We start from the raw sequence: 17,297 nt of genomic DNA, 5'->3' as shown, positions 1-17,297 counted from the left end.
TCATAAAACCACTTAAAGCAAGGTGGCTCTTACAACATTAGTGGTAAAAAAAATGCTATATATTCATCTCAAATATTACATTAAAAAAAGAAGCTCTTCCGTGGAAAAACTTCTTTTTGTTTATTGTATAATATTGTTAATTAGTTCGCAACATCGCTGATAAATTTGATTCTCAGCATTCTCACTTCCTCATCAGACAATTCATCTCCGAATTCATCCAATAAAATCTTCATACTGTCACTCTCAGATTCGTTCATGAACTCCATGAAGCCGTCTACAATATCTTCATCAAAATTATCTTCAATATAATAATCTATGTTCAATTTTGTACCCTGATAAACGATTCTTTCCATTTCTTTCAGAAGTTCGTCCATAGAAAGGTTTTTAGCTCTTGCAATGTCTTCAAGATCAATCTTTTTATCAGTACTTTGGATAATGAAAACCTTATGGCTGGATTTATTTGCCACCTGTTTCAAGACCATATCTTGGGTACGTTCTATATTATTATCCTCAACATAAGTTTTGATGTAATCAGCGAACTCTTTACCATATTTCTTAGCTTTTCCTTCACCTACACCATAAATTTTGTTGATTTCATCTACTGTAATTGGATACTGAACCGTCATATCCTCTAAACTCGGATCCATAAACACTGTATATGGTGGAATCCCATGCTTTTTGGCTACTTTTTTCCTTAATTCCTTTAGAAGATTAAACAGTTTTTGGTCTAACCCTCCACCGGATTGCTGCTGCAGCTGATCACTATCTGCCTTAGCCTGTGTAAGATCAAATTCTCTGTCTTCAGCAATTAAGAAAGCTTCCTGAGTTTTACCGGCAAGTACTTCTTTTGCTTTTTCTGTTATTTTTAAAACTCCATAAGTTTCAATATCTTTTTGTAAGAAGTTCTGAACTGTTGCCTGTCTTAAAATCGTCTTCCAATAATTATCTTTTTCTTCTTTTCCAAAACCAAAATGAGGGTTCTGCTCCAGCTTGTAAGATTTTGTAACGGCGGTTTCTTTTCCAACAATCACAGAGATCAGATCTTTTGCTTTGAACTTTTCTCCTGTATCGTTGATTAAATCAAGAACTTTTCGTAAGTCTGCAGTGGCATCTTTTAATTTTGGAGGATTAGATGAGTTATCACACATTTTTGCTCCGTCTCCGTTTACAGGATCAAAGTTTTCTCCAAAATAATACAGAATATATTGTCTTCGGCTCATTGAAGTTTCGGCATACCCTACTACTTCGTTTAAAAGCTGTAATCCGATTTCTCTTTCAGATACCGGTTTTTGAGCAAGGAATTTTTCAAGCTTTTCAATGTCTTTAGGATCATAAAATGCAAGGCAATGACCTTCACCACCATCTCTTCCTGCTCTTCCTGTTTCCTGATAGTAACTTTCCAGTGATTTTGGGAAGTCATAGTGAATAACAAAACGTACGTCCGGTTTATCAATTCCCATTCCGAATGCAATAGTTGCTACAATAACATCTACTTCTTCCATCAGGAATTTATCCTGATTTGCCACTCTTACTTTTTGATCAAGACCGGCATGGTAAGGAAGTGCATTGATTCCGTTTACCTGCAGAAGTTGGGCAAATTCTTCCACCTTTCTTCTGCTCAGGCAATATACAATTCCTGATTTTCCTTTATGCTGATTGATAAATTTAACAATTTCCTTATCTATATTAATTTTAGGAGTTACCTCATAATATAGATTGGGACGGTTAAAACTTTCCTTAAAGACCAAAGCATTCGTCATTCCCAAAGTTTTCTGGATATCATCCTGTACTTTTGGCGTTGCAGTTGCCGTAAGTGCGATCACCGGTACATTGGCAATCTTATCGATAATCTGTTTAAGATTCCTGTATTCTGGTCTGAAATCATGTCCCCACTCTGAAATACAGTGTGCTTCATCAATCGCAAAGAAAGAGATCTTAACTTCTTTCAAAAAGTCCAGATAATCATCTTTAATCAATGATTCAGGAGCTACATACAAAAGCTTGGTCTTTCCGCTTTTAATATCGTCGAAAACCTGTTTTGTCTGTGTCTTGTTTAATGATGAATTTAATACATGCGCTACCCCATCCTCAGAAGACAGCCCGTTTACGGCATCTACCTGATTCTTCATTAACGCTATTAAAGGTGAAACAACTATTGCCGTACCTTCGGAAATAAGTGCCGGAAGCTGATAACATAATGATTTACCACCACCTGTAGGCATCAAAACAAATATATCCTTCCCATTCAGTAGGTTTTCTATAATCTGTTCCTGTTGTCCCTTAAATGTAGAAAACCCAAAATACTTTTTCAATTCGCCTGATAAATTGGCTTTTTTTGCGCTCATCTAATTTTCTATTGCTAAATTTGCATCTAACCCAAAGTTATAAAAATTCTGCTTAAAATAAAAGCGAACGAATTTATAAAAAATAAAACTTATATTAAATATTGTTTTTAAAATATAACGTTTTTTAGAAACTTTTTTGTATACCTTATTTTCATAAAATGGATAGAACCAACATAATATCAATTGCTAAAAGTACTTTAGAAATTGAAATTTCAGAATTAGAAAAATTAAAAAACAGAATTGATGACCAGTTTGCCCAGGCTGTAGAGATTATTCACTCAGCAAAAGGAAAACTCATTGTAGTAGGAATAGGAAAATCTGCCCATGTAGGTAATAAAATAGTTGCAACACTGAATTCTACGGGAACTCCGTCTCAATTTTTACATGCTTCGGAAGCCATTCATGGGGATCTTGGAGTGATTCAAAAGCAAGATGTGGTACTTTGTATCTCCAATTCCGGAAACTCTCCTGAAATAGCGAACCTTGTTCCTTATTTAAAGGATTATTCTTCTGCTTTGATCGGAATGACTGGAAATAAAAGCAGTAAACTTGCTGAATTTTCTGAAATTATCCTGGATACTCATGTAGATGTGGAAGCTTGCCCAAATAAACTGGCTCCTACAAGTTCTACAACCATTCAGATGGCATTGGGTGATGCTCTTGCTGTTTCTTTAATGGAACTTAATGATTTCAAGGCTAATGATTTTGCAAAATTCCATCCCGGAGGAAGCTTAGGAAAAAATCTTACTTCCAGAGTTGAGCAGTTTCTTTCTTCTCAAAAGCCACAGGTTTCTGAAGATGCTTCTATCAGAGATGTGATTATTTCTATCAGTGCATCAAGCCACGGAATTACTGTAGTAACGAATAATGAGCAGATTATCGGAGTGATTACAGACGGTGATTTGAGAAGGATGCTGATGAAAGGTGAAGATATCAGTAAGGTTATGGCGAAAGATATCATGTCTGCAAATCCAAGAACTATTGAAAAGGAGGCACTTGCCAAAGAGGCAATGAAAATTTTAAAGGAGAACAATATCGGACAGCTTGTAGTGACTGAGAGCGGAAAGTATTTCGGGATTATTGATCTGCATAAATTGCTGGATGAAGGAATAAATTAATACGCTTTAATATGAGCCATTTTCTAAAAGCACATATTCAGGAGATCATCAATCCTACAGATGAGGAGTTTGAAGTTATCCAAAATTTCTTTACCAAGAAAAGATTCAGGAAAAAACAATTTTTGGTGCAGGAACATCAACATGTGAGTGAGATTTTCCTTATAGAAAAAGGCATTCTTAAAAGCAGTATTATAGACAATACAGGAAAGGAACATATTCTTCAGTTTGCAGCATCCAATTGGTGGATTTCAGATTTTGCAGGTTTTTTCAAGCAGGAAACATCATCATTAGCTGTTGATTGCATTGAAGATTCTGAGGTTTATGCTATATCTTATGATGATTTAAATACACTTTGTGCAAAAATTCCAATGATGGAACATTTTTTCAGAGTAAAATCTAATTTTGGATATGTGGCTCTACAACAAAGGATTCTTTCACTCATGAGTAAGTCTGCGAAGGAACGGTATGAAGATTTTATAAAACAATATCCCGGCTTTATTGATCATATTCCCAAACAGCTTATTGCGAGTTATCTGGGTGTTTCAAGAGAAACATTAAGTCGATTATACAATTAAGATGTGACCTAGGTCACATCTTTTTTTTGCGGTATGTCCTTATAATAATTAGTTCAAAACACCAATCTTTGTACTATAATATTAAACAATAATCACAATGAAAAAGAAAGCATTAATTGTAGTAACAAGTGTGGAAAAATATCCTAATATGGAAAGAGCAACAGGTTTATGGCTGGGTGAGGCGGTTCACTTTTATGAAAAACTGGAGAAGAAAGGTTATGAAATTGACTTTGTGAGTCCAAAAGGTGGTTATACTCCGCTCGATCCGATTTCTTTACAGATGTTTGTACAGCCTGTTGACTGGAAATATTACGCTGATGAAACATTCCGAAATAAACTTGGTAATACGTTAAAACCTGAAGATATTAATCCTAAAGATTATGGTATAATCTATTATGCAGGTGGGCACGGTGTAGTCTGGGACTTCCCTGATAATACTGATTTACAGGAAATTGCACGCAACATCTATGAAGATGGAGGAATTGTATCATCTGTCTGCCATGGAGCGGTAGGACTTTTTAATATAAAACTTTCTGATGGAGAGCTTCTGATCAAAGGAAAAACGGTAACTGGGTTTTCAAATTCAGAGGAAATTGCTGCCGAACTGGCTGATCATATGCCTTATCTTACAGAAGATGTACTGAAAAGCCAAGGAGCTCATTATGTAAAAGCAGATCAGGACTTTGTCCCTTTTGCTGTTTCTGATGGCAATCTGGTAACAGGACAAAATCCACAATCCGGAGGTGCTGTAGCGGAAAAAGTACTGGAGATTCTGGAAAAATAATTCATCAATAATAAATTATTGAAAGCTGGCACCCTGAAAACATTAGGATTGTCAGCTTTTCTTTTTTTAGCACCTTAAGGATATATCAGTCACTAGCTACATAAACTTAAATAAAATCATGGCTAATAAATTCTAAATACTGATTATTATTTCATAATTTCGCAGACTTAAACTGTTTACCTCTCAAAGGTGACATTTTGATAGATTCTACTATTTATATGGACAATAACAAAGACATGTCCTTTCTTGGGCATATTGGAGAATTAAGAGGGCATTTGGTTCGTTCAATTATTGCTATTATAGTTGCCGCTTTTGTGGTTGGCTTCAATATCAATTGGATTATGGACCATATTTTTTTCGGACCTACAAGAAACGATTTTCCTACATTCAGAATTGTTAATCATTTTTCAAGAATGATTTTAGGTGAAGACAGTATTCATCTTCCCAAAGATTTCCCTGTACGTGTACAAAGGTTATATCAGCAGTTCAATGTAATGATGGCTGTTTCTGTTTTCGGAGGAATGGTAGCTGCATTTCCTTATATTGTATGGGAACTATGGCGTTTTATTGGTCCTGCGTTGCATCCTAGGGAGAAAAAGAATTCCATTTATATTATCAATGCGGTCTGGATTCTTTTCATGACAGGTGTTTTATGCGGATACTTTTTAATTCTTCCTTTTGCTGTAAATTTTGGAGTTATCTTTAAAATTTCAGACATTATTGTTCCTCTTTATGACCTGAGTGACTATACCACATTATTTTTACAGGTAGTTTTGGGTATGGGAGTTATTTTCCTTTTTCCTATCCTTATTTATTTCCTTACAACCATTGGAATTCTTACCCCTGTATTTATGAAAACTTATCGTCGTCATGCGATCGTACTGATTATGGTAGTTGCTGCAATCATTACTCCTGCTGATGTTTTAAGTATGCTGATGGCTGCTTTCCCCTTACTTATTTTATATGAATTCAGTATTATGATGTGTACTTTCACTTACAAAAAGGTACAAAAAAGAAGTGATAGCCTTCCTGCTGTACAGAAGTAATTAAAGCAATGAATTAAATTTCATACATAATAACTCAAAATAAGCGTCAATTTTCTGATAGAAAATTGACGCTTATTTTTTTCAATTGTAATTTCCTCATAATGCATTTAAATATTAAATTTAAATACAAACCCACAAAAACAGTTAATTATTTAAAACAAATATAAACAAAACGTAAAATATTTATTATATTTACACCCAATAACTATTTTTATTAAAAAGTAATATGAAAAAGAAAATTATACTTGTTTGCGCTTTAGCTTTAGGCTTAACTGGTCTACAAGCTCAACGTTGGGAACCGGTATCCGGTAAAATCAATCCTATAAGAAAGGAAGTTAAAGTGGAATATGCTTATAAAATGGACCTTTCTGTATTAAGAGATCTTTTGAAAAATGCACCTGAAGCTGGGACCGGCGGTTCTCCTGTTATTGTTTCTATACCTACGACTAATGGAAAAGTTGAAAGATTTTCAGTTTACAGTTCTCCTGTCGTAGTAAAATCTATGGCAGACAGATATCAACTAGGCGCCTATTCAGGTGTTGGAATTGATAATCCTAGTAAGCAAATCAGGTTCAGTACATCTCCGGATGATTTCCAATCTATTTTATTTGATGCTACTACGGGAAAATATGAATTTATAGAGGCTGTTAACAAGGAAAAAGATGTATTCGGAGTATTCTTTAAGTCTAATAAATCACACGAAGATCCTTTTGAATGTACAACTTCTGAGTCTGAGACATCAAAAAAGGAAATGAATAAATTATTAAACAGTAGAAATAACTCAAATAATATAGGAGGGGCTACCAATAGAAACAATGATCAAAAGTATAAAACCTACCGACTTGCAATCTCTGTAAATGGTGAATACACCCAGCTTGCAGGTGGTGTTCCACAGGCTGCTGCACGTATTCAGGCTACGATCAACAGAGTAAATGCTGTATTTGAAAAAGATTTTGGGATTCGTCTGATCGTTCAGGATGTACCACAGCTTATTTTTACAGATCCTGTTACTGACCCTTATTCAAACGTTATTGTTAACACTAATGGTTCTTTTAGTGCACCCAGCGCATGGAATCTACAGGTTCAGAGAGCAATCACTGCAGCTATCGGCAACAATGCTTATGACATAGGACATTTCTTCGGTCACCGTGGTGGCGGTGGTAGTGCAGGACGCGTAGGAAATGTTTGTATAAACCCAGCAAGTGATAATGACGCTACATCAAAAGGAGCTGGAATTACTTCCCCTGCTACACCAGATCAACCTTTCGGAGATAATTATGATATCGACTTTGTAGCACACGAGATTGGTCATCAGTTTGGTGGTGCTCACACAATGTCTCTTGCCCTTCACGGCGCTCATATGGAACCGGGATCAGGTTCTACGATCATGGGATATGCAGGGATTACAAATGCGAATGTTCAGATGCACTCTGATGCTTATTTCCATACTAAAAACATTGAAGAAGTACAGGCATATACTAATTCCAAGAGCTGTGGAATTAGTACACCTATCACTAATACGCCTCCAGTAATACAACCGTTTACGGATAAGGCTATTCCAAAGGGAACTGCCTTTGTATTAACAGCTTCTGCAAATGATCCTGAAAATGATCCGATGACGTATACATGGGAGCAATATGATCTTGCATCAATTACTTTCGGGCCTGTAAGTCCAAATAGTAATAATGGTGCGAATTTCAGATCTCTGCCTCCAACATCTTCTCCTACCCGTTACTTCCCTGCTCTTGCAAGTGTTCTGGGTGGAAATTTAACTAATGTTGCAGGTTGGGAAACAGTATCGAATGTTCCGAGAACAATGAAATTTAAAGTTACTGCAAGAGATAATCATCCGATTGTGACCGATCAGCAGACTCAGAGCTCATTGATTCGCTTGAAAGTAATGAACGATGGTCCTTTTAAAATAACGTCCACTACCGTTTACAACAATACTCCTGGTGCTATTACCTGGGATGTTGTCAATACAAACAGTGCCCCATATAACGTTCAAAATGTTAAAATAGACTATACAACAGACAATGGCGCAACATGGAATGTGATTAGCCCATCAACTCCAAATGACGGTTCTGAGCCATTCAACTTCTCTTCTCTTGCTACGGGAGCGAATGTAAAGATCAGAATAAGTGCTATTGATAATGTATTTTATGCTATAGGAAATGCTACAGTAGCAGCCTTAGCAAATGAATGTACTTCAACTGCTCCAACAGGAATAACTGTTTCAGGGGTTACAATGAATTCAGCTAACATAAACTGGCCTATAGTACAAGGAGCAACCTATTCTGTAATGTACAGAAAAGCAGGAGCTGCATGGGTAACAGTTCCTGTATCTACAAACGCCTATTATTTATCCGGATTAGAAGAAGGCACTCAATATGAGTTCCAAGTGGCTAACAGTTGTGGTTCTACAATAGGTAATTATACTCTCGGTAACTTTACAACGCTTGCATACTCAGTTTGCCCTGCAACGGGAACAAACTCTGATGATGAGTTTATCTCTAATGTTACTGTTACTCCTGCGGGAATGAATCCTATTTCAAATCCAAGTACAGGAACACCTTATTCAAACTACGTAAATGATCCTACCAAACTAATTACCTTAAAGTCAGGAAGTACTGGAAATTCACTGAGTGTTTCAAAACAGTGGACGGCTACCTCTTACAATGAAGGAGTTTCAGCTTGGATAGACTTTAACAGAGATGGAATTTTCTCTGAGTCTGAAATGATCTTTACCAGCATACCTAACAAAGTAACTCCTGTATCCGGAACTTTCTCTGTTCCTGCAGATGCATACACTGGAAAAAATGTGATTATGAGAGTTATTATGGCATATGGCGCTCAGCCAATAGACGGATGTAACAGTCAGGGATATGGCGAGATTGAAGATTATCCGGTAAGCATTGAACAACAGCTGAGCACTCATGATGTAACAAAGGATAAGAGTTCAATTCAGGTATACCCTAACCCTGCAAGTGATGTCTTAAACATTACTCAGGTATCTGCTAAAGCACAATATTCTATTACGAACATGGCTGGACAGATAGTAATGAGCGGACAAATCAATGACAACAAAGTTCAGGTATCTAAATTAAGTACAGGAGCTTACGTGATTTCTATTGAAGATAAAGGAACCACTTCAAATGTGAAATTTATTAAAAAATAAAAATTAGCAATAATATTTTATATACAGCCCGGCAGATGTCGGGCTTTTTCTATATAAATAACCGTATTTCACTTCTTTTTCTTCAATTCTTTATTTTTTACCTTCTTATCACTTCGCTGTTAATTTAATTTTATACTTTTGAAAAGATTATTAATTTAATTTCACATGAAAAAGCTGTCATACACACTGTTATTAATTTCCGGAATTGCTTTTGGGCAACTCTTCGAAAAAGATAAAGTTTACACAAAACAAGATACATTAAAAGGCTCCAATACTCCTTTCAGAGATTTCTGGGATGTCAAAAAATATGACTTTTCCGTAGAACCTGATTTTGAACAGAAAAGCCTCAGAGGAACTAATAAGATCAGCTTTGAAATTATAAAAAATGTAACGAATCCTGTATTTCAGATTGATCTTCAACAGCCAATGAAAGCTGGAAAAGTAGTAGCCAATTTTCCTATCGCCAGCTATAAACAGGACGGAGATTTTATCTTTGTGACAGCTAATAAAAAATTCAAGAAAGGAGAAAAATATACCATTGATGTGGATTATTCCGGAAACCCTCAGATTGCTAAAAATGCACCCTGGGACGGTGGATGGGTTTTTACAAAAGATGAAAATGGCAATCCATGGATGAGCCCTGCCGTACAAGGTATAGGCTCTTCTATCTGGCTTCCTACCAAAGATATCTGGAGCGATGAACCTGATAACGGAATCATCATGAAAATCATTACCCCAAATGATCTCGTAGGAGTCGGAAACGGAAGATTAATTGATAAAAAGACTAATGGCAATAAAACGACCTATACCTGGGAAGTGAAAAACCCTATCAATGACTACTCTATCATACCTAATATTGGAAAGTACGTCAATTTTAAAGATACTTTTGATGGGGAAAAAGGAAAGTTAGATCTTGATTACTGGGTTCTTGATTATAACCTTGAAAAAGCGAAGAAACAATTCCAACAGGTAAAACCTATGCTTTCCGCACTAGAATACTGGTTTGGTCCTTACCCTTTCTATGAAGACTCTTATAAATTGGTAGACTCTCCGTATTTAGGGATGGAACACCAAAGTAATGTCGCTTATGGAAATGGATATCAGAACGGATACCTTGGAAGAGATCTTTCAGGAACCGGAGTCGGATTAAAGTGGGATTATATCATTGTTCATGAAAGTGGTCATGAGTGGTTTGCCAATAATATTACAGCAAAGGATGAAGCAGATATGTGGATTCATGAGAGCTTTACCATGTACTCTGAAGTACTTTTCACAGAAAAATATCTGGATAAAAAATCTGCTGATATTTACATGATCGGTCTCAGAGGAAGAATAGCGAATGACATTCCTATTATCGGTAAATATGGAGTAAGAAACGAAGGTAGTGGTGATATGTATCCTAAAGGAGCCAATATGCTTCATACTATAAGACAGGTCATCAATAATGATGAAAAATTCCGCCAGATTTTAAGAGGTTTAAGTAAGGATTTCTATCATCAGACCGTTACCACAAAACAAATTGAAAATTATATATCCTCAAAAGCAGGAATTGATTTTTCAACTGTTTTCGATCAATATTTAAGAACCATTAAAATACCTACACTTGAATATTCTCAAAACGGAGATACCTTGAAATTCAGATATACAAACATTGTGAAAAACCTGAAACTTCCAATCATTATCAATGGAGATCAAACCATAAATCCTACGGAAGAATGGCAAACTGTAAAACTTAAAAAAAGTACTCCGGTTGATTTCAACAAGAATTATTATATTAATTACCTGAGTGTTCAATAAATATTAAAGGCAGATTCGCAGATCGTGAATCTGCCTTTCTTTTTTTTATTAAAAAATTTTAAGAAAAGTTTAATACTCTGTTTCGTAACAAAATGAAAAAAACAGCAACTACTTAACTATAAATTTAAACCTAATGAGAAAAACAGCAATTAGTTTAGGCTTATTTGCCGCTTTTTTAGCGAATGCACAGTCTATCAAAACCACTATTGACCTCGTTAATGTAAAGGATGATAAAGTAGCCGTTACGATGGAATTCCCGAAAATGAAATCGGGAGATATTAAGTTTCATTTTCCAAAAACAGTTCCCGGAACTTATTCTGTAGATGATTACGGAAGGTTTATTGAGGGAATTAAATTTTATGATAATAAAGGTAAAGAACTTGCCTTTACTCAAGTGAATGACAATAGTTATTCATTGAAAAATGCGCAAAACCTCAGCAAGATCTCTTATCTTGTGAACGACAGCTTTGATGAAGAAATGGATACTTCAAAGCATAAAGCCGTATTTTCTCCTTCTGGGACGGATATTGAGCAAGGAAAAGTTTATATGATCAATACCCATGGTTTCATAGGATATATTGAGAATATGCAGGATGTTCCTTATCAGTTGTTAATTCAAAAACCTACGGATTTCTACGGTACAACAGCCTTGGTTGATCAGGATAAATCTGAATCTACAGACACATTTACATTAGCAAACTATGCTAAAGTCACTGACTCCCCATTAATGTACACCAAACCAGATTATATTACCTTCAACGCAGGAGGGATGGAACTTGTATTAGGCGTTTATTCTCCAACAGGAAAGTATAAAGCGGCAGACTTCAAGGATAATCTTGAAAAAATGGTGATTGCCCAAAAGAAATTCCTTGGAGACATGAATACCAATAAAAAGTATGCGATCATGCTTTATTTATCTGGTGGCGACGGTCCTAAAATCAAAGGCTTCGGAGCTCTGGAACATCATGAATCTACAAGTGTTGTACTTCCTGAAGCAATGCCAAAAGATGCAATTGACCAAACCATTACCGATGTGGTTTCCCATGAATTCTTCCATACGGTAAATCCTTTAAAAACTCACTCTGAAGAAATTCACTACTTCGATTATGCAGACCCTAAAATGTCTCAGCATTTATGGATGTACGAAGGAGGAACTGAATATTTTGCCAATTTATTCCAGATCCAGGAAGGATTGATCACCAAAGATGAATTCCTTCACAGAATGGGAGAAAAGATTGCCAACTCTAAAAATTATAATGACACCATGCCGTTCACGGTAATGAGCAAAAATGTATTACAGGATCAGTATAAAGATCAGTACAGAAATGTATACGAAAAAGGAGCTCTTCTGGCAATGTGTATGGATATTGAACTGAGAAAGACTTCAAACGGTGAAATGGGATACCGTGATATGATCAGAAAGTTATCTCAAAGATTCGGGGAAAATAAGCCGTTCAAAGATGATAAACTTATTGACGAATTGGTAGCCGTTACAGGATATCCTCAGGTAAAAGAGTTTTATAATAAATATATTGCAGGAAGCCAGCCTACACCTTATGCAGAATACCTGAATATGGTGGGTGTAGAGATACACAAGCAAGAAAGCGCACCTATTTTCTGGTTTATTAAAGACCCGAACCAAACAGGATATGATGATAAGACCAAAGCTTTTGCATTTGACGAAAACTCTGCCTTATCTCCATTTGCTAAGAGCATCGGATTTAAAATAACAGACCAGGTTCTTGCTTTAGATGGAAAAACTGTTGACATCCAAAAAGTTCAGGATTTTATCGGGTATACTAAAACCATTAAAGACGGACAGGCTGTCACGGTAACTATTTTAAGAGACAATGGCGGTAAGAAAGAAAAAATGGAGCTTAAAGGAAAAGCTATCCTGGATAAAATGACCATGGAAACGCCTCAATTTAAAGCAAATCCAACTCCGGCAGAACTGAAGCTTCAGACTCAGTGGCTGACTGGTAAGAAATAAAAGAAAAGCGGTGAAATTTCACCGCTTTTTATTTTTAGATACTATTTCGTAAAAAATAGATTTATTCAAATATTGAAAGTTTATTTTATGGTATTCAACCTTATAGGTTTAAAAATTCAAATTCATTATTTCCAGATTAGGCATCTCCTTTTCTTATTGTAATTCTGAAAGTACTTCCCTTTCCTACTTCAGTCTGAGAGATTTTAATGTCTCCGTTATGATATTCATGAATTACCCTTCGAGCCAGTGACAATCCAAGTCCCCAACCTCTTTTCTTGGTAGAATATCCTGGTTTAAAAGCATTTCTTGCCTGCTGTTTAGTCATTCCGCTGCCGTTATCTTTTACCTCAACTAAAATATTTTTATTTCTTTCAAATACAGACATCACAATAGCTCCCTCTCCTTTCATAGCATCCACGGCATTTTTTACAAGGTTTTCAATTACCCAGCTCATCAGGATTTTATTGTGTGGCACTAAAACAGTGTAAGTCGGGAGATGAAGAGTGAAATCCACTTTTCTGGAGATTCTTGTTTTTAAATAATCATAATTTTCCTGAATCGTTTCATTGAAATTCATATCATTCAATTCAGGAACAGAGCCAATTTTTGAGAAACGCTCAGAAATGGTTCTGAGTCTTTCAATATCCTTTTCCATTTCATAGATCCCATCAGAATCTGGACTTTCCAGCTTCATGATTTCCATCCAACCGATCATTGAGGATAAAGGTGTTCCGATCTGGTGTGCAGTTTCTTTAGCAAGCCCAGCCCAGAGATATCCTTCATCGGTCTTTTTAATAGTCTTAAAAAACCAGAATGTAAATCCGAAATACATCAGAATAAACAATCCTAAAATATAAGGCGAATACCGAAGATTATTAAGCAAACGAGAGTTATCATAATACACAAACTGGTTATTCCCGTCCGGAACCTTGATTTCAATAGGAGCGTAATTTTTCTCCATATTCAAAATCAGATCATGTAATTTTTCAGGATTTTTGATGGTACTCTCCGGAATGTTTCGATAATATCCCAGATCTAGGATTGGTTTTTTATCTTTATCGGTTACAATAAAAGGAATCGTATTATTAATATTCAAAATCTCCGGCAACAAATCTAAAACATCAGTATCCGGAGTCTTTACTTCCTGTTGAATTCTGATGGCTTTTGAAAGCAGGTTGATCCTTTTAATCTCTTCTTTTCTGAGAAAATTAATAAGCGCTGTAGAAGATACCACAATGGCGATCACCAAAGTAGTCATTACAACAAAGATAATCCAGTTATTCAGTCTGGTCAGTATGGATTTTCTCAAGTGATTTTATTTTAAAACATTAAGAATTTTCTGCAACTCGGCACTTCCACTCCCCTGATAATTATTGATAATGATTGAGAACACATATTTTTTCCCATCTTTTGCTGTATGATACCCTGCAAAGGATTTAGTGTCTCTCATTGTTCCGCTTTTCATTTTCATCCCATTATCCTGAACCGGAAATCCATCATAATACGATTCAAACCATGATTGTTTTTTCGCATATAAAAGTGCCTGAACTTCTGCTTTAGCCGCCACATAGTTTTGAGGAGAAAGTCCGCTTCCATCCGCAAAATTGATCATATTCGGGTTTATTCCCTTTGATTTCCAAAACTCTTTCAAATAAGACACCCCGCTTTTAAAACTTGGATTTCCTTTCTTTTCTTTTCCTAAGGATTTAATTAAAGTTTCACCATAAAGGTTAACGCTTTTTCTCAAAAACCAATAGACAATTTTGTCCAGAGTCGGGGATTGATAAGTAAGAATAATATTATTTTTTGGAGCTTCCAATACTTGTTTTCCTTCAATTTCAAGTTGTGAATTGGTCACAGCTTTTCCTGAAAGCTCTACCCCGGATTCTTTCAACCATTGTTTTACTTCTGTCGCCAACTGTAATGGCGGATTAGGAGCAGCCCCCGAAACAGTTACTGTTTTTCCTGCCGGAAGCATCCCATTAATCAGAGCCACCTTGGAATGAGGAGCCGTAAAGATCAGACTTTGATCAGAACTTCCGCCTGCTTTTAAATCATTAAGCCATTGTACACCTTCTAAAGGATAAGAGAAGCTTTTAAAATCTGTTCCGTTAATATTGATATCAAACTGGTTTTCTCTCCAATTGATTCCCCAAACTCCTGCACCATAGTAATTCCCAAGATCATCCCAAGGCCATCCACCTGGAATCGTCTGGTGATCAAAATAAGAATCATCAATAACAAGATCCCCGGAAATTTTGGTAATTCCTGAGTTTTTAACAGCATCGATCAGTTTCTTTTTAAAACTTTCAGGCTTGTAGGCTTCATATCTCCAGCTTCCCAGCGTAGGATCTCCATTGGAGCTTATAAAAAGGCTTCCATTCAAAGTTCCGCCGGATATATTCCCTGAATAGCTGGAAGTTGTAGTATAAGTATAGTTTTTTCCTAATGTTTCAAGTGCGGCACCCGCTGTAAATATTTTTTGGGTAGATGCTGTGGAAAGCCCTTTATTTCCTTGATATTCATATATAAAATTACCGTTTTCGTCTGCTACATAGAAAGACAAGCCGGAAGCTACTGCTCCTGAAGAATCCATAAGATCCTTGGTTACCTTATCCAGTTTTTGGGCTATATTCTGAGCCGAAACCATCTGTACAGAAAGTGTGAGAACTGCAAGTGTTTTTTTCATTGCATTGTTGTTTTATGCTAAACTTTACCTGAAAAATCTCTGTTCAACATTCAGGTTTATTCATTCAAATTCTAATCAAATATAGTTAAAATAAAAGCTTTTCATATTCATTCAGGTCGTTGTAAGTGAAAAGAATCTGATGGTCAATAACTTTTTCAAAGGAACGGTCATTTTTAAAATATTTTTCAAAATCATCTTCATCTATAAAAATATCCATCTGACAATCTTTTATGTAGTCTGATTTTTCTCCATGCCCTTTACTATCTTCCCATTCCTCATTATAGCAACGCAGACAGGAGTTTTCATGAAGCGCTTTATAGCCACAGATCTCACAATCCTTCAGATTACGAAACAAATCGGAAATATTTTCTCTGACATCATCTGAAAATAAATGATCAGGAATTGTTTTTAAAAGAAGATAATAATTAGGGTTCTGCGAGGAAAAGGAAAAGCTTTCATCACTATCCAGAGAAGCTTTCGTATAGAGTTCTAAAGTCTGAAGATCAAATTCCACTTCCGCTTTAATAATATCCTGAATATTGAGCACTGTTTTCTTATTATGGCTAATATTAAGATCATTATCTATCTCTATCATCGGTTTTTGATCAAGAAAATGACTTAAGCATAATGTGGTTTGCCATGAACTAATGGTTCTTATTTTTCCTTCGCCTCCACAAATCTCACAGGTTTTTTGAGAAAGCTTTAAATATTTATCTGTAATAATTTTAAGGGTGACATTCAATTCTTCATTCTCAGAATAGAGAGAGCAGCGTAATTCCCCAAACTTTTCCTTTCCGAAAACGTCATTCTTCATATTCCACCCTCCTACAGCCAGCTCAAACAGCATTTGCCTGATCAGATCATTCCAGCCGGTACTGTTTACTGAAAAGTTTTTCAGATTGCGCTCTATAAAACTATTGATGTCATCCTGCTTCATTACAATGTACTTCCTGCTTCTATTTCGTAAGGTTCTTTACCCTTTTCAAAAATTCTTGTCAGCTCATTCCCTTCAACAGTAATGGTATCTTTGATTCTTCTGATCCAGTTACCTTCTCTAAGTCCTACTACTTTAAGATCATTCTGAGTAAGGAATTCCATGATACGGGTTTCTCTTGTTTCTCCGTTATGCTTCAAATCCGGATTAGGATCAAGGTAATGTGGATTAAGATTGAACGGAACCAGTCCCATACAATCAAAGCTTGGCGGATAAACGATAGGCATATCATTCGTTGTTTTCATATTCTGTCCTCCGATATTACTTCCTGCACTGCATCCAAGGTATGCCTTTCCACTGATCACATTGTCTTTTAAAACAGACATTAAACCTTCCTCGTGTAATGTTTTAACCAATAGAAATGTATTTCCACCTCCTGTAAAATAGCCTTTTGCCTGATTCAAAGCTTCAGCTTTATCTTCAAATTCATGAAGTCCTTTTACTTTTATATTGATTGTTTCAAAAAAAGAACGTGCTTTTGCAGTGTAATCATCGTGAGAAATTCCGCTGGGTCTTGCAAAAGGAACAAAAATAATTTCGTCAATTCCTGTATATAGTTTGATTAATTCTTCTCTTAAGTATTCAAGATATTCTCCACCGAAAAGTGTGGATGTAGAGGCTAATATGATGTTCATAGAATGAAATTATATTGATTTATAAAAAATAGTCGAGTTACAAAGATAAACACGAATCAAAAATTAACCTAAAAAAAACTTTGATCTCGTTAATATTTTCTAAAAAAACTTAAAGCCTCTAAAATTTGAGATTTTGTGGAATTATT

12 protein-coding genes are annotated in these 17,297 nt (G+C 35.7%); 7 read left to right on the top strand and 5 right to left on the bottom strand.

Annotation, left to right across the window (positions count from 1 at the left end):
* Positions 1-140 precede the first annotated feature (140 nt).
* Positions 141-2,345, bottom strand: coding sequence for a DNA helicase RecQ (recQ, locus tag BBI01_RS03500; RefSeq protein WP_065393275.1), 2,205 nt, complete (start codon positions 2,343-2,345; stop codon positions 141-143).
* Positions 2,346-2,503: 158 nt separating this feature from the next.
* Here recQ and BBI01_RS03495 point away from each other — a divergent pair, with 158 nt between their 5' ends.
* From BBI01_RS03495 to BBI01_RS03465, 7 genes are all read left to right on the top strand, one after another.
* A complete protein-coding gene (locus BBI01_RS03495; protein WP_065393274.1) occupies positions 2,504-3,463 on the top strand; it encodes a KpsF/GutQ family sugar-phosphate isomerase in 960 nt (319 codons plus the stop codon).
* Between the two features lie 11 nt (positions 3,464-3,474).
* Positions 3,475-4,038, top strand: coding sequence for a Crp/Fnr family transcriptional regulator (locus BBI01_RS03490; protein ID WP_065393273.1), 564 nt, complete (start codon positions 3,475-3,477; stop codon positions 4,036-4,038).
* 97 nt (positions 4,039-4,135) lie between these two features.
* A complete protein-coding gene (locus BBI01_RS03485; RefSeq protein WP_065393272.1) occupies positions 4,136-4,822 on the top strand; it encodes a type 1 glutamine amidotransferase domain-containing protein in 687 nt (228 codons plus the stop codon).
* Between the two features lie 218 nt (positions 4,823-5,040).
* The gene (gene tatC / locus BBI01_RS03480; protein WP_065393271.1) at positions 5,041-5,868 is read left to right on the top strand and encodes a twin-arginine translocase subunit TatC; all 828 of its coding nucleotides are present in this window, start codon (positions 5,041-5,043) and stop codon (positions 5,866-5,868) included.
* Between the two features lie 226 nt (positions 5,869-6,094).
* Positions 6,095-9,046 carry a reprolysin-like metallopeptidase gene (locus BBI01_RS03475; RefSeq protein WP_065393270.1) on the top strand — a complete coding sequence of 984 codons (2,952 nt, stop codon included), beginning with the start codon at positions 6,095-6,097 and terminating at the stop codon, positions 9,044-9,046.
* 165 nt (positions 9,047-9,211) lie between these two features.
* Complete coding sequence (locus BBI01_RS03470; RefSeq protein WP_065393269.1) at positions 9,212-10,843, top strand: M1 family metallopeptidase; 1,632 nt, start codon at positions 9,212-9,214, stop codon at positions 10,841-10,843.
* Positions 10,844-10,976: 133 nt separating this feature from the next.
* Positions 10,977-12,833, top strand: coding sequence for a M61 family metallopeptidase (locus tag BBI01_RS03465; protein WP_065393268.1), 1,857 nt, complete (start codon positions 10,977-10,979; stop codon positions 12,831-12,833).
* Between the two features lie 136 nt (positions 12,834-12,969).
* Here BBI01_RS03465 and BBI01_RS03460 read toward each other — a convergent pair whose 3' ends face one another.
* From BBI01_RS03460 to pepE, 4 genes are all read right to left on the bottom strand, one after another.
* Positions 12,970-14,142 (bottom strand): sensor histidine kinase, encoded by a 1,173-nt coding sequence (locus BBI01_RS03460; protein WP_065393267.1) that lies wholly within the window; start codon positions 14,140-14,142, stop codon positions 12,970-12,972.
* A 6-nt stretch (positions 14,143-14,148) separates the two neighbouring features.
* Positions 14,149-15,522, bottom strand: coding sequence for a D-alanyl-D-alanine carboxypeptidase/D-alanyl-D-alanine endopeptidase (gene dacB / locus BBI01_RS03455; protein ID WP_065393266.1), 1,374 nt, complete (start codon positions 15,520-15,522; stop codon positions 14,149-14,151).
* 85 nt (positions 15,523-15,607) lie between these two features.
* On the bottom strand, positions 15,608-16,459 hold the full coding sequence (locus tag BBI01_RS03450) for a hypothetical protein (protein WP_065393265.1): 852 nt from the start codon (positions 16,457-16,459) through the stop codon (positions 15,608-15,610).
* Complete coding sequence (pepE, locus tag BBI01_RS03445; RefSeq protein ID WP_065393264.1) at positions 16,459-17,151, bottom strand: dipeptidase PepE; 693 nt, start codon at positions 17,149-17,151, stop codon at positions 16,459-16,461. The genes BBI01_RS03450 and pepE overlap by 1 nt, the downstream gene beginning before the upstream one ends.
* Positions 17,152-17,297 lie beyond the last annotated feature (146 nt).

The sequence above is a fragment of the Chryseobacterium artocarpi genome (assembly GCF_001684975.1).
Classification (GTDB): Bacteria; Bacteroidota; Bacteroidia; order Flavobacteriales; family Weeksellaceae; genus Chryseobacterium; species Chryseobacterium artocarpi.
Note: the sequence above shows the minus strand (reverse complement) of the source record. Positions and strands in the feature narration are given on the sequence as shown.

Coding starts and splice junctions, on each gene's coding strand:
- recQ (WP_065393275.1), bottom strand. CDS start 2,345: ATGAGCGCAAAAAAAGCCAATTTATCAGGCGAATTGAAAAAGTATTTT.
- BBI01_RS03495 (WP_065393274.1), top strand. CDS start 2,504: ATGGATAGAACCAACATAATATCAATTGCTAAAAGTACTTTAGAAATT.
- BBI01_RS03490 (WP_065393273.1), top strand. CDS start 3,475: ATGAGCCATTTTCTAAAAGCACATATTCAGGAGATCATCAATCCTACA.
- BBI01_RS03485 (WP_065393272.1), top strand. CDS start 4,136: ATGAAAAAGAAAGCATTAATTGTAGTAACAAGTGTGGAAAAATATCCT.
- tatC (WP_065393271.1), top strand. CDS start 5,041: ATGGACAATAACAAAGACATGTCCTTTCTTGGGCATATTGGAGAATTA.
- BBI01_RS03475 (WP_065393270.1), top strand. CDS start 6,095: ATGAAAAAGAAAATTATACTTGTTTGCGCTTTAGCTTTAGGCTTAACT.
- BBI01_RS03470 (WP_065393269.1), top strand. CDS start 9,212: ATGAAAAAGCTGTCATACACACTGTTATTAATTTCCGGAATTGCTTTT.
- BBI01_RS03465 (WP_065393268.1), top strand. CDS start 10,977: ATGAGAAAAACAGCAATTAGTTTAGGCTTATTTGCCGCTTTTTTAGCG.
- dacB (WP_065393266.1), bottom strand. CDS start 15,522: ATGAAAAAAACACTTGCAGTTCTCACACTTTCTGTACAGATGGTTTCG.
- BBI01_RS03450 (WP_065393265.1), bottom strand. CDS start 16,459: ATGAAGCAGGATGACATCAATAGTTTTATAGAGCGCAATCTGAAAAAC.
- pepE (WP_065393264.1), bottom strand. CDS start 17,151: ATGAACATCATATTAGCCTCTACATCCACACTTTTCGGTGGAGAATAT.